Raw genomic sequence first — 19,771 nt, forward strand, 5'->3', positions numbered from 1 at the left:
CTCCCGGGACGTCACTCGGCGGCGTCGGGGCCGGGCCAGTTCTTGTCCGGATGCGGGACCGGGCGGCCGGGCTGCTCGCCGCCGCGCGCCTCGAGGTAGTTGTCCTTCGGCACCATCACCTTGCGGCGGAAGATGCACACGACCTTGCCGTCCTGGTTGTAGCCGATGGTCTCCACGTGGACCACGCCGCGGTCGTCCTTGGACGTCGACTCCCACTTGTCCAGCACGCGGGTCTCGCCGTAGAGCGTGTCGCCGTGGAAGGTCGGGGCGACGTGGCGCAGCGACTCGATCTCGAGGTTGGCGATCGCCTTGCCGGAGATGTCGGGGACCGACATGCCCAGCAGGATCGAGTAGACGTAGTTGCCCACCACGACGTTCTTGCCGAACTGGGTGGTCTCCTCGGCGTAGTTGCTGTCGAGGTGGAGCGGGTGGTGGTTCATCGTCAGCAGGCAGAACATGTGGTCGTCGAACTCGGTGACCGTCTTGCCGGGCCAGTGCTTGTACGTCGCACCGACCTCGAACTCCTCATAGCTGCGACCGAACTGCACGGGGGCTCCTTCAACGACTCGGGGACGGACCCGGCCATCCTGCCCGTGGTCCGTCCCCGTCGTCACGGCTGCCCGCCGTGGGTTACCTCACGGTAGGTTCACGACCCGCCGCCCCCGGCCTTGCGGCGGTGCATCTTGGGCGCCCCGCCGACCACCTCAGGACCGTGTGCCTTCTCCTTGGCCGGCCGGTCCTTCGGCACGCCGCGGTCGTTGGCCTGCTTCTGCTCCAGGGCCGCCTTCATCCGCGCCTTGAGGTCGTCGTTCGCGTTCGTCGCCGTCATGGTTCCTCCCGAGGGGTGCTGTCGGTCCGGACCCCCACCGTGGCAGTCCTCCGCCGTGGTGTCGACGGGTTAACGCCATCCCGTTGGTCGAGCCGCAAAGGCGTGCGTCCGCTGGTTGCGCCGGGAGGCGCCCCGGCGCCGACCGCGTCGAGACCCCGTGAGGGGCCTGGGGCGGTGGGCACGTCACCGGGTCTCGAGACGGCGCTGGCGCGCCTCCTCAACCAGCGGTGGTCGCCGCCGCGCCTCCTCGACCAGCGGTGGCTACGGGGCGGTGGCTCAGGTGGCCATGAACAGGATCATCTCCCGCTCGTACTCCCGGCCGGGGTGCTGGTCGGCGAGGTGGGCCTGGGCCTTCTCGACGAGCTCGTCCTCGTCGGCGCCCTTGACGACCTCGCCGCAGGGGCAGGTGAGTCGCGTCTTCATGGCCGCACGCTACCGGCCCGCGCGGCGGCGCGCTGGGCGGCCCGCTGGCGGGTGGACGCGGCGAGAGCGTCGACCGCGGCGGCGTACCGCTCCTCGGCCGGCACCGTCGACGGGTCGACGCCGGGCACGACGACCGGTCGCAGCTCGGCGAGGTCGCCGACGACCCGGGCGCCGGTGGCGGCGACCCGCGCCACGACCTCCTCCGACCGCTCGACGAGCCAGGCGGGCGGGGTGAAGCCGATGGCCGGGCCGCCGCGGCCGGCGAGGACCCGCTTGCCGAGGCCGAACTTCACGAGCGTGTGGTAGTCCGTCGCGCCCAGCTCGGCGGCCTCGAGCCGGCGGTTGAGGTCGAGCAGCACGAGCGCGGACGTCGCGTCGAGCGAGGTGTTGGCCGGGCTGACCGCGGCCGCGCCGGAGCCGTCGATGCCGGCGGCCGTGCAGAAGCGCTCCCACAGCAGACCCGACGGCGCACCCGGCGGCGGCACCGTCACGACGGTGGTGCGCGCCGGGCCGACGGCCGCGGACCAGTTGCCGACGATCCGGCCCATCCCCTGCTGGCGCCAGAACGACCGGGCGGGCTTGCGCTTGCCGGCCAACCCGGCGACGTACGTCGCCCAGTCGGTGGTGCCGCCGTTCTGCAGGCTCTCCTGCCACATGGCGGGCACCCCGCGGCCGAGGTCGCGCAGCGTCAGCACCACCTCGACGGGGGTGTCCCCGAACGACCCGACGACCTCCGCGACCCGCTCGGGCGGGGCGGGGCCGAGGAACTCCATGCTGACCACCACCACGCCGTCGTACGCCGCCACCTCGGCGACCAGCGCGGCCCACCGCCCGCGGGCGGCCGGGCCGGCCTGCTTGCGACCGAGCACGTCGGAGACCGCGAGCACCTGGTCGCGCCAGGATTCCCCGGGGAAGAGCACCCCGCGCTCGCGCAGGAGGGTGCGGTTGGCGCCGAGCCGTTGCTGGAGGTAGGAGGTCCCGGACTTCATCAGCCCCACGTGCAGGACCACCCGGCTCGCCACGGCCCCACCGTAGTCAGCGGGAGCGTCGTCGTGGCGGACCGGGTGGCCCGGGGACAGCCGGGGCTCAGGCCTTGAGCTTGTAGTCCTTGAGCAGCGAGCGGCCGATGATCATCTTCTGGATGTCCGAGGTGCCCTCGCCGATGAGCATGAAGGCGGCCTCGCGGTAGAGGCGCTCGATCTCGTACTCCTTGGAGTAGCCGTAGCCGCCGTGGATGCGGAAGGAGTCCTGGACGACCTCGTTGCAGTACTCCGCGGCGAGCATCTTGGCCATGCCGGCCTCGACGTCCATCCGCTTGCCGGAGTCCTTGAGGCGGGCGGCCTTGACCATCATCGCGTGGGAGGCCTCGACCTTGGTCGCCATCTCCGCGAGGCGGAAGAGGATCGCCTGGTGGTCGGCGATCTGCTTGCCGAAGGTCTCGCGCTGCTGGGCGTAGGCGATGGCCAGCTCGAAGGCGCGCAGCGCGATGCCGCAGGCGCGTGCGGCGACGTTGACGCGGCCGACCTCGACGCCGTCCATCATCTGGTAGAAGCCCTTGCCGGGTTCCCCGCCCAGCACCTGCTCGGCACCCACCTGGTGGCCCTCGAAGACCGCCTCGGTGGTGTCGACGCCCTTGTAGCCCATCTTGTCGATCTTTCCGGGGATCGTCAGGCCCGGAGCGGTCTCGCCGAAGCCGGACTCCTTCTCCACCAGGAAGGTCGTCATGTTGCGGTAGACCGAGTCGGCGCCCTCGTCGGTCTTGACCAGCACCGCGATCAGGTTGGAGGTGCCGCCGTTGGTCAGCCACATCTTCTGGCCGTCGATCGTGTAGCCACCGTCGTCGTTCTTCACGGCCTTGGTCTTGATCGCCGAGACGTCCGAGCCCAGGCCCGGCTCCGACATCGAGAACGAGCCCCGGATCTCGCCGGCCGCCATCTTCGGCAGGTACTTCTTCTTCTGCTCCTCGGTGCCGTGCTTCATCAGCATGTAGGCCACGATGAAGTGGGTGTTGATGACGCCCGAGACGCTCATCCAGCCGCGCGCGATCTCCTCCACGCACAGGGCATAGGTCAGCAGCGACTCGCCGAGGCCGTCGTACTCCTCGGGGATCATCAGGCCGAAGATGCCGAGCTCCTTGAGCCCGTCGACGATCTCCTGCGGGTACTCGTCGGCGTGCTCCAGCTCGGTGGCGACCGGCAGGATCTTCTCGTCGACGAAGGTGCGGACCGCCTTGATGATCTCGGTCTGCTCCTCGGTGAGACCCTCGGTCTCGCACAGGCGGCCCATGGCTGCTCCTCGTGTGGTGGGACGGTTCGGCTGATCTGCTCGGGGAGGTTACCGCTCGGTAGGAAGCGGGGGTATGCCCCGGCTCACACCGGCGGACGCACCGGCGGGCACGAGGGCGGCCGGCGTCCTCACTGGTGCCCGGATCGTTCCTCGATGAAGCGCAGGCGGTGCTCCAGCGGAGCCACGAGCGCCTGCTCGAGCTCGGCGACCATCGCGGTCAGCGGCACCTCGAGGGCGGCGTTCTCCTCGACGGCCTCGGCGAGCCGGTCGACCCGCCGCTCGAGCGCGAGCACCTCCTCGACGCCCGTGCCGGCCGCGACGCGCCGCAGCACCTCCGACGAGCGGACCAGGCGCCTCACCGCTCGGCCCTCACAGCGAGTGCCCGCGGTAGGTGTTGAGCGCCTTGGCGGTGACCCGGCCGTCGCTGGAGCGCGGCGGGAGGAGCAGCTCGGTGACCACGTCGGAGAGCTCGGCGACGCGCAGCTGCAGCTCGCGGCTGCGGGCGACCTCGGCCTCGAGCTCGGCGACCCGGGCGCGCAGGTCTTCCGCCCGGCCCTCCACCCGCGGCGCGGTGATCCGGCGGACGACCCCCTTGCCGAGGGCGACCACGCGGCGCTCGTCGGGGTCGCGGTCCAGCGTGCGGCGAGCGGTGTCGCGCTCGTGGGTGCGCTCGCGGACCAGGACGAGCAGCCGGACGATCGTCTCGACGGCCACCTCGAGCAGCTCGGTGTCGGTGGCCTCGCCGGGGGTGCGGGCGTCCGGGCGGGTGGCGCGGAGGTCCTCGAGGTCGCCGTGGACGGCGTACCCGGCCTCGGCGATCGCGCCGACCGCGGCGTCGGCGCGGGCGGTGGCGTCGGCGTACTGCTTGTCGGTCAGGCCGATCGGCTCCCGGCCCAGCTGCGCCAGGATCCCGTGCGCGAGGGTGTCGCGCAGCCACAGCGCCTGCTCGCGGTTGCCGGTGATCGGCTCGCGGACGGCGCCGTTGACCCGGCGCAGCAGCTCCGCGGCTGGCAGGCCGAGCGACTCGTTGACCCGCTCGACGTCGAGCCGCAGGCCGGGCGGGTCGATCGAGCAGGCCGCGGCGAACCGGCGCCACAGCTCGTGCTCGTCGCCGGGCGTCGAGGGGACGGTGACGACGTGGACCCGCTCGGGCGGCAGCTCGGCGCCCCAGCGCGCGGCGACGCCGGCGGGGTCCATCGTGCGCCAGCCCCACTCGGCGCGGACGCCGGCCGACTCCGGCCGCGGGCGCCACTTCTCCAGCGGGGTGGTCAGCGCGAACTTCAGCCGCTCCTGCCACGCCGAGGGCACCGCGCGGCCGAGGTCGCGGGCGGTGATGACGACGTGGACCTCGATCCCGTCCAGGTCGCGCAGCACGCGCGCGACCTGCTCGGCCGAGGCGCCGGCGAAGAGCTCGTAGGACAGGATCGCCACCGGTCCACGCCAGCCGCGCACCTGGGCGACCAGGCGGTCCCACGCGGTCGAGGCGCGCTCGGGCAGCGAGTCCAGGCGCGGGTCCTCGCGCACGACCATCGCGGCGTGGATGCGGTCGAGGTGGGTCTCCCCCACGACCAGCACGCCGGCGTCGGCCAACGGGCCGCGGTTGGCCTCCAGGATCCGCTGCAGGTACGTCGTGCCCGACTTCGGCGCTCCGACGTGCAGGTAGACGCGCTCGGTCACTGGTCCTCCCTGGTGGGCCTGGTGGGCCACTCGACGATCATCCTCCACCGGGCGGGTGCGCCGCCCGCGACGGCGGCCGCGGCGTCGAGGAATCCCTCGCGGTGCACGACCCGGCCCCCGGCACGCACCGCCCGGCCCTCGAGCACGCGCGGGTCGACCGGGTGCAGCCGCCCGCCACCGCGCTCGGCGCGCTGCTCGGCGGCGTCGGCGGGCGAGAGCGCCTGCCCCTCGAGGTACGCCGCCCCGCCGGCGCGCAGCGTCATCGACGCGAACCGCCAGAAGTTCTCCGCGCCGTCCGGCTCGAGGGCCTCGAGCAGGTCGCGGGCGTAGACGACCTGGCGGGCCTTGTCGCGGGCGACGAGCGCCCCGCGGGTCAGCACGTCGCGCAGGTCGTAGAGGTTGAGGTGGTCGAAGTCCGCGGGCAGGTCCTCGCGCCGGGCGCGCCGGGCGGGGGCGCGCAGGCTCTGGCGGGCGTAGTCGAGGGCGAGCACGCGCAGGCCGCGCTCGGCCAGGCGCAGGGCGTCCTGGCCGGTGCCGGCGCCGAGCTCGACCACGCGGAGCTGCTGCTCGCCGGCCTCGGCCAGCCGGTCGGCGACCCAGTCGGCGGTGGCGGAGGGGCCGTGGCCCTCCTCCTGCGCGAGGTCGGCCAGGTAGCGCTCCCAGTCGCGGCGCTGGCGCATGAGGGAGGAGAACCAGCCGTCGAACCGCTCGGTGATCTCCGGGCCCGGCTCGTGGCGGAACGACGGGTCCGGGACGCGCCACCCGGCGCCGTACGACACCGTCAGCATCGTGTCGGGGTCGGCGGGTGCCGGCAGCATCCGGCCCTCGAAGGACAGCTCGGTCAGCGGCAGGATCGCGCTGCGCGGGACCTCCTGGCGCACGGTCGCGGTCTCGTGGAGCAGGTCGCCGACGTAGAAGCAGGTGTAGATGTCGATGCTGGACATGCCGCCGTCGGGCGAGGTGAACAGCACGGTGATGAAGGCGGCGGACTTGTTCAGCACCCGCATGCCGTGGCGGCGCAGGGCGCGGGCGACGTCCCACAGCTCGACGGCCATCTCGGCCGGGGTGGCCTTGTCGGAGAGGTAGGCGAGGTCGACGTCGGAGTCGTGGCCGATGACCGCGCCCTCGCGGGCGGCGCCGAGCAGGGTGCCGAAGGCGATCCAGCCGCGGACGCCGCACTCGGCCTCCATCACCTCGAGGATCCGCTCGGTCATCTCGACCATCTGCTCGATGACGCGGGTGTCGCGGCCGGAGAACGGCCGCTGCAGCAGGCCCCACTTGTCGATCATGACGGGGATGCCGTCCTTGTCGACGAAGCGGACGCGGCCCTCGCCGGTGCCGAACGACACCTCGCCGGCGTACACCTCGCGGCCGGCGGAGACGACCCGCACCTGCGAGACGCCGTCGAGCCAGCGGGTCATCCGCTTGGGCCAGGGGACGAACGGCGAGCCGGGCTCGGCCGTGAACGACCACGCGTGGTGGCCGTCGAAGAGGACGTCGCCGGAGCCCTCGAACCCGTCGGGGAGGTGCAGCCCGGCGTCGTCGACGCGCGGGCGCACGTCGGTCCCCGCCTCGTCCACCACGAGGCGTGAGGCTACGGCACCGTGACCTGGGTCGTGATGACCGCGTGGTCGGTGATGCGCCGCACCGCCGGACCGGTGTCCATGCGGAAGCCGGAGAACTGCACCTCCGGGGTGCCGAAGATCCAGTCCACGCGCATCGGCCGGGGCGGGCGGCACGCGCCGTCGTTCGAGCCGCCGTTGGCCGCACGCATCCCCGCCTCGCCGGTGAAGCGGCAGAAGGCGTCCTCGTGCTCGTTGAAGTCGCCCATGATGAAGACCGGGATGCCGTCCTTCTTCAGCGTGTTCACCGCCGCGACCTCGATCTGCTCGGCCTTGTCGCGCTCGTCCTCGCGGCCCTGGCGGTCCTTGGGCGAGTTGTGGATGTTGAGCACGTAGACCTCCCGGCCGGTCGCGACGTGCTGCAGGCGCACGACCGGCTGCGGGCGGGTGCCGCCCATGAAGGGCACGGTGATCGAGTCCTGGTAGGTCGCCGACCACACCGCGGTGTCCCACATCAACGACTGCGGCACGCCCTTGCCGCCCAGCGCCGTGCCGGGCCAGAACGCGAAGCGCCCGTCGGTCGCCCGAGCCATCGCGCTGAGCTGGTCGGATTGGATCTCCTGGAGGCCCACGATGCTCGAGCCGTACGACGCCACGAGCCGCGCCGCCCACTCGGTGCGCACGCGGCCCGGCGCGAACTCCGCGGCCGCCCCGCCCGGCGCGCTGTGCTGGCTGCCGAGGATGTTGAAGGTGGTCATCGTGAACGAGTAGGGCTGCTCGGTCACCAGTTCCTGGACCTTGTTGCGCAGCTTGTCGGCCCCGCTGGGCACGGCCTGCGGGGCGGCCGACGCGACCTCGCCGCGGTCCAGCAGCGCAGCCTCGGCGATCTCCTGCGGGGTCATCCCGGCCAGCTCCGCGGCGTTCGTGCGGCTCGGCGCGGACGAGGGCTCCTGCGCGGCCGGGGTCGTGCCGTCGCCGCCGCGGGTCAGCAGGTTGGCGCCCACCACGACCAGCACGATCGCCACCACCGCGCCGACGGTGGCCAGCGCCGCGCGTCGCTCGCCGCCGCGCTCGTCGTCGTGGCCGGGCTTGTCCGGGCGGTCCGCGTCGGGGCGGTCCGGGCCGCGCTCGGGAGGTCCTGCGCTCACGAGACTCCCTCCGGCAGCAGTCGGTCGGTCGTGGAGCCGTCGCCGACCTGGCCCAGCTCGTTGTTGCCCCAGCAGGCCGTGACACCGGTGTCCAGCCCGCCGCAGGAGTGGAACCAGCCCGCGTCGACCGAGAGCCAGGGCCGCTCGCTGACGACGAGGGTCGGCACCGTCCTGGTGCTGCGGGACCCGTCGCCCAGCTGGCCGTAGCGGCCGCTCCCCCAGCACCAGGCACTGCCTGCGTTGTCGACCCCGCACGTGGTGGCGTCGCCGGTGGTGATGCTAGTCCAGATCCGGTCGCCGTCGACGGGTCCCGGAGCGGCGCGGAGCCTGCGGGTGGTGTCGCCGAGCTGGCCGCGGTCGTTGTGGCCCCAGCACAGCGCCGCGCCCTCGACCGTCGTGCCGCAGGCGTGCGACCAGCCCGCGTCCAGGCTCGCCCAGCTGGTGCCGGGGCCGACCGGGCCGGGGGTCGGGCGCGGGTCGCCCGCCGGGCTGCCGAGCTGGCCGAAGGTGTTCTGCCCCCAGCACCACGCGGAGCGGTCCGCCTTGGTCGCGCAGGTGAACCAGCCGCCGGTCGCGACGCCCGCCCAGTCCTTGTCCTGGCCGACGCGGTTCGGCCGGGCCCGGCGGGCGAAGGTGCCGTCGCCCAGCTGGCCGCGCAGGTTGGAGCCCCAGCACCACAGGCTGCCGTTGCTGCGGGTGCCGCAGGTGTGGAACCAGCTCGCGCTCACCGACGTCCAGGCCGCGCTCGTCCCGACCTGCACCGGGGTGGACCGGGCCGCGCCCCGGCCGACGCCGAGCTGGCCGTGGTTGTCCAGCCCCCAGCACCACAGCGTGCCGTCGTCGCGGATGCCGCAGGTGGTGGCGCCGGAGGTGCTGATCGTCCGCCAGGTGCTGCCGCCGACGACCTCGACCGGGCGGGTCCGCGTGGTCGTCGAGCCGTCGCCGACCTGGCCGAAGGTGTTGCGGCCCCAGCACCACGCCGAGCCCCCCTCGCGCACGACGCAGGAGTTCTCGCCGCCGGCGCTCACGGCGGCCGGCCCGGCGGGCACGGTCACCACGACGACCCCCGTCGTGGCGGCCGTCGCGGGCCTGGTGCCGCGGACGGCGTACGACACGTTCCAGGTGCCGGGCTCGGTCGGGGTGCCGGCGAGCAGGCCGGTGGGGTCGAGCGCGAGGCCCGGCGGCAGGTTGCGCGGCTGCTCCCAGACGGGGGCGCCGGGCGCGGAGGTCGAGACGGCGAGCCGCAGCTCGAACGGGCTGCCGAGCGGGGCCGTCGCGACCTGCACCTCCGGGCGCGGCACCGGTCGCAGCCGAGCCCGCGCGACCAGCCCGCGGGCGGCCCGGCGCAGGGCGGCGGCGCCGGGGCCGTAGGCGTAGGAACGGTTCTTCTGCAGGGCCTTGGTGGTGCGGATGTCCTGGGGGTCGCAGACCAGGTCGCCGGCGGTGCACACGCTCCAGGCGGCGTACGTCGGGGTGCGGGCCGGCACGTCGGAGACCGCGCCCAGCCGGCGGGCCGCGACGCCGCTGCGGGCGCGGGCGGCCGCGGGGGCTCCCAGGGACGTCGCGCGGGTCCGCGGGCGGCGGTCGGGGTCGGCGACCAGCGCCGCGCCCACGACGTCGACGAGCCCGTCGGGGCGGGCCGCGAGCCGGGGCAGCGCGCGGTGGACGACGGCCGCGCCCTGGGCGTGCCCGACGAGGACGAGCTGCTGGTCGGGGCAGCCGAACGCGTGCTGGTCGACGAGCGCCAACAGCCGGCCCGTGGCGGCCGGCACCGGCTGCATCCAGGTGCGGGCCCGGTCGCGGGTGACGCTGCGGAGGGCCCGTCGCCGGTCCGGTCGCTTCCCGAGGAGGGCCGCGGTCGGCCCGGTGGCCATCGGCACGCGCACCTGCTCGACGGTGCGGTCGGCGGCCAGCGCCTGCCGGGTCAGCGCCCGCGCCAGCACGCCGACGGTCCGCCCGTAGGTCGTGCCCCCGCTCGGCGCCTCGCCCGCGCCGTCGACCCCGAGCAGCAGCAGGTCGGCGCACCCGTCGACGGTCGCGGCCGTGCCGGCACCGAGCACCGCCCGGTCGCGCCGGTCGGCCGGGCCGGGCTGCGAACCGGTGTGCAGGATCGCCGCCACCACCGCCACCGACGTCACGGTGGCGGCCAGCAGCAGGAGGGCCTGCCTGACCCGGCGTCGCACGGGCTCAGGCTAGGTCGCCGACCAGCCCTCGGGGTGGTGCCTCGCGGGTGGACCGCCGCGTTGTTGCGGGTGTGACTGGTGGGGCCAGTGGTGCGGGATGCGTACCACCAATTGGTGGTACGCCTGCAGCCCGAGCCGAGGTCAGTTGACCTGGATGCCGGCGTAGGGGTTGCCGCCGCGGGCGACGAGGGCGCGGCGGGCCGTGGCGGCACGCAGCGACATCTGCTCCTGGACGCGCGGGTTGCGGCTGTACGCCGGCGGGTTGGCGTACAGGTGGTCGACCCAGTCGGCGTACGTCCGGCGCACGCCGGCGTCGAAGATCCGCATCACGATCTCGTCGCTGGCCAGCGCGACGCTGGTCCAGTTGGCAGAGCCGTTCCAGGTGACCTCGACGTCGGTGGCGCCCTTGTAGCGGCCGCTGACGGCCATGTACTTCATGTGCAGGTAGCGGTCGTAGACGCCGTCGAGGTTGAAGTCCTGGGCGATCTGGCGGTGCGGCACGGGCCCGCGGCTGGTGTTGCGCAGGATCTTCAGCACGTTGTTGCCGAAGACGGCGTAGACGATCTTGATGTCGCAGCCGCGCTGCCACATCGTGCGCAGCCGCTCGGCGATCGCCTTGCCGCGGTCGCCGTGCATGGAGGTCTGGGCGATGCGGATCTTGGTCTTGCCGTTGGTGCCGGTGCCGCCGGTCGCGCCCGCGCAGACGATGTCGTCGAGGTCGCGCAGGAGCGGGTCGGCCTCGGTGCCGTCGCCGCGGTAGGGGTAGAAGTACGACGTGTACTTGCCGTGCTCGTAGGACTCGTAGGCCTGCTTGACCGGCTTGTCCCGGCGCATCTGGTCGAAGACGTGCTCGAACTCGGCGTAGATGTTCGGCTTGCCGGTGATCGTGTAGACGTCGTTCCACTGGCCGTGCGCGGCGAGGTCGGTGGCGTTGTTGGAGCCGTAGATGACGACGTTCTTCGCCTTGCCGGCCTTGCTGAAGAGGAAGAACTTCGTGTGCGCGATGCCGCCGCGGTTGCGGCAGGAGCTCACGCACTTGCGCACGTCGCTCTTCATCGCCGGCTTGCGGTTGTACTCCTTGGTCTTGAGCACCGCCTGCAGCCGGTTGACGCCGTCGTTGACGTTGCTCTTGTTGGCGTTGAGCCGGTCCATCACGACGCGCACGGACACGCCGCGGCGGTGGGCGGCGACCAGCGCGTCGATGAGGTCGTCGCTGCGGATGTTCCAGCTGGCGATCCGGATCTTCTCGCGGCCGGGGACGCTCTGGATCGTGCGGATCAGGTGCCCGATGATCCGGCGGCGCGCCGCACGGTCGCCGAGCGGGTTGTTGACGCGCACGCCAATGGTCGGCGTGTACTTCAGCGGCGCGGGCTTGGGCTTGGCAGCGACGGGCCGGGCGGGCGCCGTCGTGCGGACCACCGCCGCGGCGGTGTCGCGGGCGGGGTCACCGGCTGCGGTGGCGGAGGACAGGGGCAGGGCACCGAGCAGCCCCGCGAGCAGCACCAGGCTGGTCGCGAGGACGGTCGCGGCGGACAGACGACGCACGCGCGTTCACACTCCGAGGATCGAGCCGGGACGGGTCACGGGTGGTGTGGCCGACCGTCCCGCCCGAGGAGGCTAACCCCGCGAGCGCTCAGCCGCTGCACTTGCGCAGCGCGTCCTTGTACGCCGCGTCGTCGAGGAGCCGCCCCTCCGACTCGCCGATCCGGCCGCCGGGCACCGCCCAGAACCGGTCGTCGTAGGTGATCAGCGGCTTGCCGAACTCGCAGTAGCGCCCGTCGGCCTTGACCCGCTCCCCGTCGCGGTCGCACTCCTGGTAGCCGCGCGGCAGCGTCCCGCCGGCCACCCAGGTCGTCGCGCAGTCCGGTCCCTGGCCGCCGGCCGACGGGGAGCCGGACGCGGAGCCTGATGCGGAGCCCGACGCCGAGTCGGAGGCCGAGGGCGACGCCGAGGTGGTGGTGCCGGGGTCCGTGGCGACCTGGTCGCCGTCGTCCCCGCCGCAGCCGGCGAGCAGACCGGCGCACAGCACCAGCGGCGCGATCAGGGCGGCTGTCCGGGAGCGGCTCATCCCCGCACCATACGCCGCAGCAGCCCCCGTCGACGCGGGCCGCGGGCGCGGGCGACGAGGTCGTCGGCGATCCGCACCGGGTCCTCCCCCGGCGGCGCCGGCGCGTCCGGGTCGGGGTCGTCCGGCCCGCCCAGCACCGGCCGCAGCTCGGCGAGGTCGCCGTGCACCGGGTGGTCGGTCGCAGCGAGCTCGGCGAGCCACCGGTCGGTCACGCCGTCGAGCAGCCCGTGCAGGCGGTGTGGCGCCCGCGGCCGGTCCCCCGAGCCCGCGCCAGAGCCCGAGCTCGAGCCCGGGCTCCCGCCGGACCCGCGCGCGGCGAGCTCGCCCTCGGCGTACTCCTTCTTCACCACGCGCAGGTACGTCGACCGGTCGAGCCGGTCGGCGAGCCCGGCGTTGACCGCGCGGAGCAGCGCGACCTCCGCTCGCCCGAGCGAGGGGTTGGCCGGCGGGACGGCGGCGGCGTCGACGAGGCCGGGGTCGATCCGCGCGGCGGCGGCGAAGCGGCGCCACAGCTCCGCGGGCTCGCGGCCCGGCCCGGGGCAGACCACGAGGTGCACCCGGTCGGCGGGCACGGCGGTCGACCACCGCTCGAGCGCCCAGGACCAGTCCTGCGCGTGCCAGAAGTGCGGGCGGCTGCCGCCGGCGTCGGGCCCGAGATCGCGCCCGGTGTCGGCGCGCAGCTCGCCGGCCTCGAGGTCGGCGAAGGACCGGGTGTCGCCGAGCTTGACCTCCTCCTGCCAGTGCGCGGTCGCCTGCCGGCCGAGGTCGCGGGCGGTGACCACGACGTCGACCTCGACGCCCTCCAGCGGGGCGAGCGCCGCCGCGACCTGGTCGGGCGTGGCGCCGGCGAGGACCTCGTGGCCGAGCAGCACCGGTCCGTCGTGCTCCCGGGCCCGCGCGCACAGGGCCGCCCAGGTGCCGGCGACCTCGGCCTCGGCCAGGCCGAACTTCGCCGCCGACCCCCGCAGCTCGACCGCTGCGTGGAACATCGCGCCCGGCCGCAGGAACGGGTGGAGCACGCCGCCGGCCCGCAGCGCGTCGCGGTGGGTCGCCAGCAGCGACTGGAGGTACGTCGTGCCCGTCTTGGGCAGACCGACGTGGAGGACGACCCGCACGCGCGTCATCCTCGCACCGGGGCGTCCCGCGCGTCCCGGGCCGCTAGCCTCGACCCTCGTGAGCACCACCCCTGCGCGCGTCTACGCGGCCCGACTGGTCGGACTGCCGATCTTCGACCCGCAGGGCGACCAGGTGGCCAAGGTGCGCGACCTCGTCGCGGCCGTGCGCTCGGAGGTCAGCCAGCCGCGCGTGCTCGGCATGGTCGCCGAGGTCTTCGGCCGGCGGCGGATCTTCGTGCCGATGACGCGGGTGACCCACATCGACGCCGGGTCGGTCTACACGACCGGCCTGCTGAACATGCGCCGCTTCGAGCAGCGCTCCACCGAGACCCTCGTCATCGGCGAGATGCTCGACCGCGAGGTGTCCATCCCCTCCAGCGAGGTGCGGGGCACGGTCTACGACGTCGCGATGGAGCAGGCCCGCAACCGCGACTGGGTGCTGAGCCGGGTCGCGGTGCAGGAGCCCGCCAAGGGGCTGCGCCGCCGCGGCCAGACCCACGTCGTGGAGTGGCGCGACGTGGACGGGCTGACCCGCCGCGAGGAGACCCAGGGCGCCACCCACCTGGTCCACGCGCTGAACGAGATGCGACCCGCCGACGCGGCGAGCATGATCCACGACCTGCCCCGCGAGCGCCGCACGGCCGTGGTGGCCGCGCTCGACGACGAGCGCCTCGCCGACGTCCTCGAGGAGCTGCCCGAGGAGGACCAGGTCGAGATCCTCAGCCACCTCGACTCCGAGCGCGCCGCCGACGTGCTCGAGGAGATGTCGGCCGACGACGCCGCCGACCTGATCGCCGACCTCTCCCCCGAGACCGCCGAGATCCTGCTCGACCTGATGGAGCCGGCGGAGGCCGAGGACGTGCGGCGGCTGATGTCGTACGTCGAGAACACCGCCGGCGCGATGATGACGCCCGAGCCGGTGATCCTCGGCCCGGACGCGACCATCGCCGACGCGCTCGCCCACGTGCGCAACCCCGAGCTGACCCCGTCGCTGGCCGCGCTCGTCTACGTGTGCCGCCCGCCGCTGGAGACCCCGACCGGGCGGCTGCTCGGCGTCGCCCACATCCAGCGGCTGCTGCGCGAGCCCCCCTCGACCCTCGTCGCCGGCGCGCTGGACGACTCGATGGAGAACCTCAAGCCCGAGGCCACGATCGACCAGGTCGCGGCCCACCTGGCGACGTACAACCTCGTCGCTGCGCCCGTCGTCGACGAGAACGGCCACCTGCTCGGCGCCGTGACCGTCGACGACCTGCTCGACCACATGCTCCCCGAGGGCTGGCGCGACCGGACGGTGCGCCGTGGCTGAGCCCCGCTCGGCCCGCGCCCGCCTCGACACCCCCCGCGAGGCGCGCCGCCGCTCGATCTTCAGCCGCCGGCCGTCGTACGACGCCGACACCTTCGGAATCTTCGCCGAGCAGTTCGCGCGGTTCATGGGCACCGCGCGGTTCCTGCTCTACATGACCGGCTTCGTCGTGCTGTGGGTGCTCTGGAACGCCTCCGTGCCCGGCGAGAGTCGCTTCGACGACTACCCGTTCATCTTCCTGACGCTCATGCTCAGCCTCCAGGCGTCGTACGCCGCGCCGCTGATCCTGCTGGCGCAGAACCGCCAGGAGCAGCGCGACAAGGTGATCGCCGAGCAGGACCGCCAGGCCAACGCGCGGGCCCACGCCGACATGGAGTTCCTCGCCCGCGAGGTCGCCTCGCTGCGCATGTCGGTCGGCGAGATGGCCACCCGCGACTTCCTGCGCTCGGAGCTGCGCGCCCTGCTCCAGGAGCTCGACGAGCGGGCCGAGGCGGGGGCGCTCGACCGGGCCGACGAGCACGCCGACCGGACGCAGGCGCGTGAGCCTCGTCCCACCCCGACTGCGGATGAGGGGTCGGACTCACCCGCGACCTAGACTCGGGGATCATGAGCACCGGGCTTGTCGACAAGGTCAACGCAGCTCTCGCGACGGTCAACGACCCCGAGATCAAGCGGCCGATCACCGACCTGGGCATGGTCGACTCCGTCGAGGTCGACGGCGCCGGCGTGGCCAAGGTCCACGTGCTGCTGACGGTGGCGGGGTGTCCGCTCAAGGACACCATCAACCGCGACGTCACCGCCGCGGTCGGCCAGGTCCCCGGGATCACCGGCGTCGACCTCTCCCTCGGCGTGATGACCGCCGAGCAGCGCGCCGGCCTCAAGGACGTCCTCAGCGGCGGCCAGGCCCAGCGCGAGATCCCCTTCGCGCAGCCCGGCAACCTCACCAAGGTCTTCGCGATCGCCTCCGGCAAGGGCGGCGTCGGCAAGTCCTCGGTCACCGTCAACCTCGCGCTGGCCATGGCCGGCCAGGGGCTGAAGGTCGGCATCGTCGACGCCGACATCTACGGCCACTCGGTCCCCGCCATGCTCGGCGTCGCCGACGCGCGCCCCACCCAGGTCGACGACCTGATCATGCCGGTGCCCACCGCCAGCGGCGTCTCGGTCATCTCGATCGGCATGCTCAAGCCCCGCCGCGACCAGGTCGTCGCCTGGCGCGGCCCGATGCTCGACCGGGCGCTCGTGCAGATGCTCTCCGACGTCTACTGGGGCGACCTGGACGTGCTCCTCCTCGACCTGCCGCCGGGCACCGGCGACGTCGCGATCTCGCTGGGCCAGCACCTGCCCGGCGCCGAGGTCGTCGTCGTCACCACCCCGCAGGAGGCCGCCGCCGAGGTCGCCGAGCGCGCCGGCACGATGGCCTCGATGATGCACCAGCGCGTCGTCGGCGTCGTCGAGAACATGAGCTACCTGCCCTGCCCGCACTGCACGCCTGAGGGCAAGGACCACCGCCTCGAGGTCTTCGGCGCCGGCGGTGGCGACCGCGTCGCGCAGACGCTGTCGTCGCGGTTCGGGTACGACGTGCCCGTCCTCGGCCGGATCCCCCTCGACATCTCGCTGCGCGAGGGCGGGGACGCGGGCAAGCCGATCGTCGAGGCCGACCCCACCGCTCCGGCCGCGAAGGTGCTGCACGGCGTGGCCTCCACCCTGTCGGGCCGCGGTCGCGGTCTGGCCGGCATGCAGCTGGGGCTCACGCCTGCCGCTAGGTTCTGACCCGTGTTCGGAGTCGGGCTGCCGGAGTTCGCGGTCATCGCGTTCGTCGCGGTGCTCGTCTTCGGCCCCGACAAGCTGCCCGACCTCGCCAAGCAGGCCGGCCAGTTCCTCCGCAAGGCCCGGCAGTTCGCCAACTCCGCGCGCGACGAGCTGCGCAGCGAGCTCGGCCCCGAGTTCGCCGACCTCGAGCTGCGCGACCTCGACCCCCGCGCGATCGTGCGCAAGCACGTGATGGAGGCGATGGCCGAGGCCGAGGAGGAGGCCGCCCGCCCCAAGCGCCGGGGCCTGCGCCCGCTCGCCGACGGCGAGGTCCCGCCGTACGACGTCGACGCGACCTGACCCTCCGCCCCGCTCAGGAGTCGCGGGACTGGACCGCCGCGAGGGCCGGGAAGCCCACCAGCGCGAGACGGCCGGTGGAGCCGGTGCGCACCTCGACGAAGTCCGCGCCGACGCGGGCGAGGGTGCCGTCGTGGGCGCCGCCGTCGACGGTGCGGACGACGCACCGCTCGCCGGCGTCCGCGAGGCGACGCAGCGCGGAACCGACGGTCAGCCGCGACGTGGCCGGCCAGGCGACCTCGGGCACCGACCGCGCCGAGGCGCCGTGGACGGCCGCCACCGCGGGCAGGTGCACGACCCACTCCTGACCCGGCCCGCGCAGGTGGCACCAGCCGGTGGCGACGCGCTCCAGGGTCCCGGCGAGCAGCCCGGCCCCGCGCACGTCCAGGCCGACGTCGGCACCCACGGAGGCGACGAGCCGGGAGGCGAGGGTGACCTGCTGGTACTCCGCGCGGCTGCGGTCGGCGAGCTCCGCGGCGCGCTCGAGGTCGTACGCCGCCTCCGCCTGCTGCTCGAGGTCGTCGAGGACCCCGAACAGCTCGCGCTCCCAGCCCATGCCCGCGGACCCTAGCGCCCCCGGAGCGGTGGCCGGCGGGTCCAGCGGCCGGCCCAGGGGCCTCAGTAGCTGGGCTCGGGCTCAGTGGTCGGGGCGGGACCACGCCTCGGTCTGGGTGAGGCGGTAGAGGTAGACCAGCGCCGGCAGCACGACCGCGGCCGCGATCCCGACCGCGACGAGCAGCGCCTGCAGGGTGGCCCGCGCGCCGGCCGCGTCGGCGATCGTCACCTCGTCGACGAGGAGCCAGGGGTACTGCCCGACGCCCCAGCCCGAGACGACCGCCGCGACCGCGACCACGGCCGTCAGGCGGGCCACCGCGTAGCGCCGGCGCCACAGGAGCACGAGCGTGGCCACCCCGGCCAGCGCGGAGGCGGCCACCAGCGGCGCGGCCTGCGTCTCGAGGCCGTCGGCCAGCGTCGGCGCGTCCAGCTCGAGCGGCACCAGCGCCGCGAGCACGACGGCTCCGGTGACCAGGCCGACCCCCAGGGTGCGTCGCCGCAGCTGACCGGCCAGCCGCTCCTGCCCGCCGCGGGAGGCGTCCGCGGCGAGGAAGCAGCCGGCGAGGAAGGCGCACGTCCCGACCGCGATCACCCCGCCGAAGAGCGAGGTCGGGTTCAGCCACGAGGTCCACAGGTCGCCGCGGCCCTCCGCGGGCACGCGCCCGGAGGCGATGCCGCCGGCCACGGTCCCGAAGAAGAACGGCGTCACCACCGACGAGGTCGCGAAGACCACGCCGAACAGGCGCGCCTGCGCCAGCGACGCGGCGTACTTGCGGAAGGCGAAGCTGGCCCCGCGCAGCACGATGCCGAGCAGGGCGAGCAGCATCGGCAGGATCAGCGTCGACATCGCCGCGGCGAAGGACTCCGGGAACGCCGTCCACCACGTCACCAGCACGTAGACCAGCCACACGTGGTTGGCCTCCCACACCGGCCCGATGCTGTGGTCGACCAGCGTGCGCAGCTCGGCGCCCCGGCGGCTGCCGCCTGCGGTGAGGTCGTAGAAGCCGGAGCCGAAGTCGGCGCCGCCGAAGAGCGCGTACGCCAGCACGCCGACGAACAGCGCGGCGGCCACGGTCGTCTCGAGCATCAGCGCACCGTCCCCATCGACGTGGTGCCGGCGTCCTCGGAGCCGGCGGGGTCGGGGGCGTACGGGCTCGGCAGGTCGGCCTCCCCGGCCCGCCAGCGCCGCGCCATCGAGCGCAGCACCACGATCGCGCCGATGGTCATCGCCGTGTAGACGACGGTGGTCGCGCCGAGCAGCCACCACAGCCCCGGGTTGTCCCCGGCCGCCTCGGGCGTGCGCATGACGTCCTGGACGATCCACGGCTGGCGGCCGACCTCGGTGGCGATCCAGCCCGCCTCCATCGCGACGACCGACAGGACGCCGCCGGTGGCCATGAACCGCAGGAACCACCGGTGGTCGGTCAGCTCACGACCACGCCAGCGCATCACCCAGTAGACGACGGCGACGAGCGCCAGCAGCGTGCCGATGCCGACCATCACTTGGAACGACAGGTGGGTGATGTTGACTGGCGGGTGGGTGTCGACGGGGAACTCGTCGAGGCCGACGACCGGCTCGGTGAAGGAGTTCCGCGCGATCAGCGAGCCGAGGTAGGGGATGTCGAGCGCGTACCTCACCTCCCCGTCGATGAGCACGCCACCGAGGCGCAGCGGCGAGGGGCTCTCGGTCTCGGTGGCCAGCTCGAACGCCGCCAGCTTGGCCGGCTGCCACTCCGCGAGCCGCCCGCCGAGCAGGTGGCCCACGAACGGCTGCACGACGGCCGAGACGCTCGCGAAGGCCATCGCCACGGTGAAGCCGAGCCGGTGCCGCTCGTCGCGACGGCCGCGCAGCATGCCGACGGCGTACACCGCGGCGATGGCGAAGCCGGCGACCATGTACGCCGCCAGCCACATGTGCAGGAACTGCCAGAAGCCCGCGGGGTTGAACAGCACCGCCCACGGCTCGATGTCGACGACCTCGCCGTCGACGATGCGGAAGCCGGTGGGGACGTTCATCCAGGCGTTGACCGCGATGACGCAGTAGGTGCCGACGACGCCGGTGATCGCCATCGGGACGACCATCAGCAGGTGCTGCTTGGCCGGCATCCGCCCCCAGCCGTAGAGGTAGATGCCGAGGAAGATCGCCTCCAGGAAGAACGCCAGCCCCTCGAAGGCGAACGGCAGGCCGAGCACGTCGCCGAACGTGCCCATCAGGCCGGGCCACAGCAGCCCCATCTCGAAGCTGAGCACCGTGCCGGAGACCGCGCCGATCGCGAAGAGCACCGCCGAGACCTTGGCCCAGCGCTGCGCGAGGGTGAGCGCATGCTCGTTCCCTCGGCGCAGGCCGATGAGGTGCATCGTGAAGATGATCGCCGGGAAGGCGACGCCGAAGCAGGCGAGCACGATGTGCCAGCCGAGCGAGAGAGCCATCTGCTGACGGGCCGGCAGGAGGCCGGCGGGATCGGCCTCGGCAGCGGCGGACAGGAGCACGTCCATGGGCACCATGCCTCCGACGG

Annotated in this window: 20 protein-coding genes; 4 read left to right on the forward strand and 16 right to left on the reverse strand. The window is 73.8% G+C overall.

What is annotated here, in order from left to right; all coding sequences use genetic code 11:
- Positions 1-11: 11 nt before the first annotated feature.
- From QWY29_RS12755 to QWY29_RS12815, 13 genes are all read right to left on the reverse strand, one after another.
- Positions 12-548 carry a MaoC family dehydratase gene (locus QWY29_RS12755; protein ID WP_300961398.1) on the reverse strand — a complete coding sequence of 179 codons (537 nt, stop codon included), beginning with the start codon at positions 546-548 and terminating at the stop codon, positions 12-14.
- Positions 549-646: 98 nt separating this feature from the next.
- Positions 647-829, reverse strand: a complete 183-nt coding sequence (locus QWY29_RS12760) for a DUF5302 domain-containing protein (RefSeq protein WP_300961399.1) — start codon at positions 827-829, stop codon at positions 647-649.
- Between the two features lie 276 nt (positions 830-1,105).
- Complete coding sequence (locus QWY29_RS12765; protein ID WP_166195053.1) at positions 1,106-1,252, reverse strand: DUF1059 domain-containing protein; 147 nt, start codon at positions 1,250-1,252, stop codon at positions 1,106-1,108.
- A complete protein-coding gene (locus QWY29_RS12770; protein WP_300961400.1) occupies positions 1,249-2,274 on the reverse strand; it encodes a hypothetical protein in 1,026 nt (341 codons plus the stop codon). Before QWY29_RS12770 ends, QWY29_RS12765 begins: the two co-directional genes overlap by 4 nt.
- Before the next feature lie 64 nt (positions 2,275-2,338).
- Positions 2,339-3,538 carry an acyl-CoA dehydrogenase family protein gene (locus QWY29_RS12775; protein WP_300961401.1) on the reverse strand — a complete coding sequence of 400 codons (1,200 nt, stop codon included), beginning with the start codon at positions 3,536-3,538 and terminating at the stop codon, positions 2,339-2,341.
- A gap of 128 nt (positions 3,539-3,666) precedes the next feature.
- Positions 3,667-3,897 carry a hypothetical protein gene (locus QWY29_RS12780; protein WP_300961402.1) on the reverse strand — a complete coding sequence of 77 codons (231 nt, stop codon included), beginning with the start codon at positions 3,895-3,897 and terminating at the stop codon, positions 3,667-3,669.
- A 10-nt stretch (positions 3,898-3,907) separates the two neighbouring features.
- Positions 3,908-5,215 carry a DUF6752 domain-containing protein gene (locus QWY29_RS12785; protein WP_300961403.1) on the reverse strand — a complete coding sequence of 436 codons (1,308 nt, stop codon included), beginning with the start codon at positions 5,213-5,215 and terminating at the stop codon, positions 3,908-3,910.
- On the reverse strand, positions 5,212-6,798 hold the full coding sequence (locus tag QWY29_RS12790) for a LicD family protein (RefSeq protein WP_300961404.1): 1,587 nt from the start codon (positions 6,796-6,798) through the stop codon (positions 5,212-5,214). The genes QWY29_RS12785 and QWY29_RS12790 overlap by 4 nt, the downstream gene beginning before the upstream one ends.
- 11 nt (positions 6,799-6,809) lie before the next feature.
- Positions 6,810-7,925: an endonuclease/exonuclease/phosphatase family protein gene (locus QWY29_RS12795; protein WP_300961405.1), complete on the reverse strand. Its 1,116-nt coding sequence runs from the start codon at positions 7,923-7,925 to the stop codon at positions 6,810-6,812.
- A complete protein-coding gene (locus QWY29_RS12800; RefSeq protein WP_300961406.1) occupies positions 7,922-10,108 on the reverse strand; it encodes an RCC1 domain-containing protein in 2,187 nt (728 codons plus the stop codon). Before QWY29_RS12800 ends, QWY29_RS12795 begins: the two co-directional genes overlap by 4 nt.
- Before the next feature lie 141 nt (positions 10,109-10,249).
- On the reverse strand, positions 10,250-11,653 hold the full coding sequence (locus QWY29_RS12805) for a phospholipase D-like domain-containing protein (protein WP_300961407.1): 1,404 nt from the start codon (positions 11,651-11,653) through the stop codon (positions 10,250-10,252).
- A gap of 88 nt (positions 11,654-11,741) precedes the next feature.
- Positions 11,742-12,176, reverse strand: a complete 435-nt coding sequence (locus tag QWY29_RS12810) for a hypothetical protein (protein WP_300961408.1) — start codon at positions 12,174-12,176, stop codon at positions 11,742-11,744.
- Positions 12,173-13,291, reverse strand: coding sequence for a hypothetical protein (locus QWY29_RS12815; protein ID WP_300961409.1), 1,119 nt, complete (start codon positions 13,289-13,291; stop codon positions 12,173-12,175). The genes QWY29_RS12810 and QWY29_RS12815 overlap by 4 nt, the downstream gene beginning before the upstream one ends.
- Positions 13,292-13,349: 58 nt before the next feature.
- On the opposite strand from QWY29_RS12815, the gene QWY29_RS12820 reads away from it, so the two are divergent.
- The 4 genes from QWY29_RS12820 to QWY29_RS12835 are packed head-to-tail and all read left to right on the forward strand — an operon-like array spanning position 13,350 to position 16,703.
- Positions 13,350-14,597 carry a magnesium transporter MgtE N-terminal domain-containing protein gene (locus tag QWY29_RS12820; protein WP_300961410.1) on the forward strand — a complete coding sequence of 416 codons (1,248 nt, stop codon included), beginning with the start codon at positions 13,350-13,352 and terminating at the stop codon, positions 14,595-14,597.
- Positions 14,590-15,189: a DUF1003 domain-containing protein gene (locus QWY29_RS12825; RefSeq protein ID WP_300961411.1), complete on the forward strand. Its 600-nt coding sequence runs from the start codon at positions 14,590-14,592 to the stop codon at positions 15,187-15,189. Before QWY29_RS12820 ends, QWY29_RS12825 begins: the two co-directional genes overlap by 8 nt.
- Positions 15,190-15,200: 11 nt before the next feature.
- Entirely contained in the window at positions 15,201-16,364 is a 1,164-nt protein-coding gene (locus tag QWY29_RS12830) for an Mrp/NBP35 family ATP-binding protein (protein ID WP_300961412.1), read from the forward strand.
- 3 nt (positions 16,365-16,367) lie between these two features.
- Positions 16,368-16,703 carry a sec-independent translocase gene (locus tag QWY29_RS12835; RefSeq protein ID WP_300961413.1) on the forward strand — a complete coding sequence of 112 codons (336 nt, stop codon included), beginning with the start codon at positions 16,368-16,370 and terminating at the stop codon, positions 16,701-16,703.
- Between the two features lie 13 nt (positions 16,704-16,716).
- On the opposite strand, the gene QWY29_RS12840 is transcribed toward QWY29_RS12835, so the two are convergent.
- From QWY29_RS12840 to QWY29_RS12850, 3 genes are all read right to left on the reverse strand, one after another.
- Complete coding sequence (locus tag QWY29_RS12840; protein WP_300961414.1) at positions 16,717-17,256, reverse strand: hypothetical protein; 540 nt, start codon at positions 17,254-17,256, stop codon at positions 16,717-16,719.
- Between the two features lie 81 nt (positions 17,257-17,337).
- Positions 17,338-18,342 (reverse strand): cytochrome d ubiquinol oxidase subunit II, encoded by a 1,005-nt coding sequence (locus tag QWY29_RS12845; RefSeq protein ID WP_300961415.1) that lies wholly within the window; start codon positions 18,340-18,342, stop codon positions 17,338-17,340.
- Positions 18,342-19,760 carry a cytochrome ubiquinol oxidase subunit I gene (locus QWY29_RS12850; RefSeq protein WP_300961416.1) on the reverse strand — a complete coding sequence of 473 codons (1,419 nt, stop codon included), beginning with the start codon at positions 19,758-19,760 and terminating at the stop codon, positions 18,342-18,344. The genes QWY29_RS12845 and QWY29_RS12850 overlap by 1 nt, the downstream gene beginning before the upstream one ends.
- Positions 19,761-19,771: the final 11 nt, after the last annotated feature.

Source organism: Nocardioides abyssi (genome assembly GCF_030412915.1).
In the GTDB taxonomy this organism is placed as follows: domain Bacteria; phylum Actinomycetota; class Actinomycetes; order Propionibacteriales; family Nocardioidaceae; genus Nocardioides; species Nocardioides abyssi.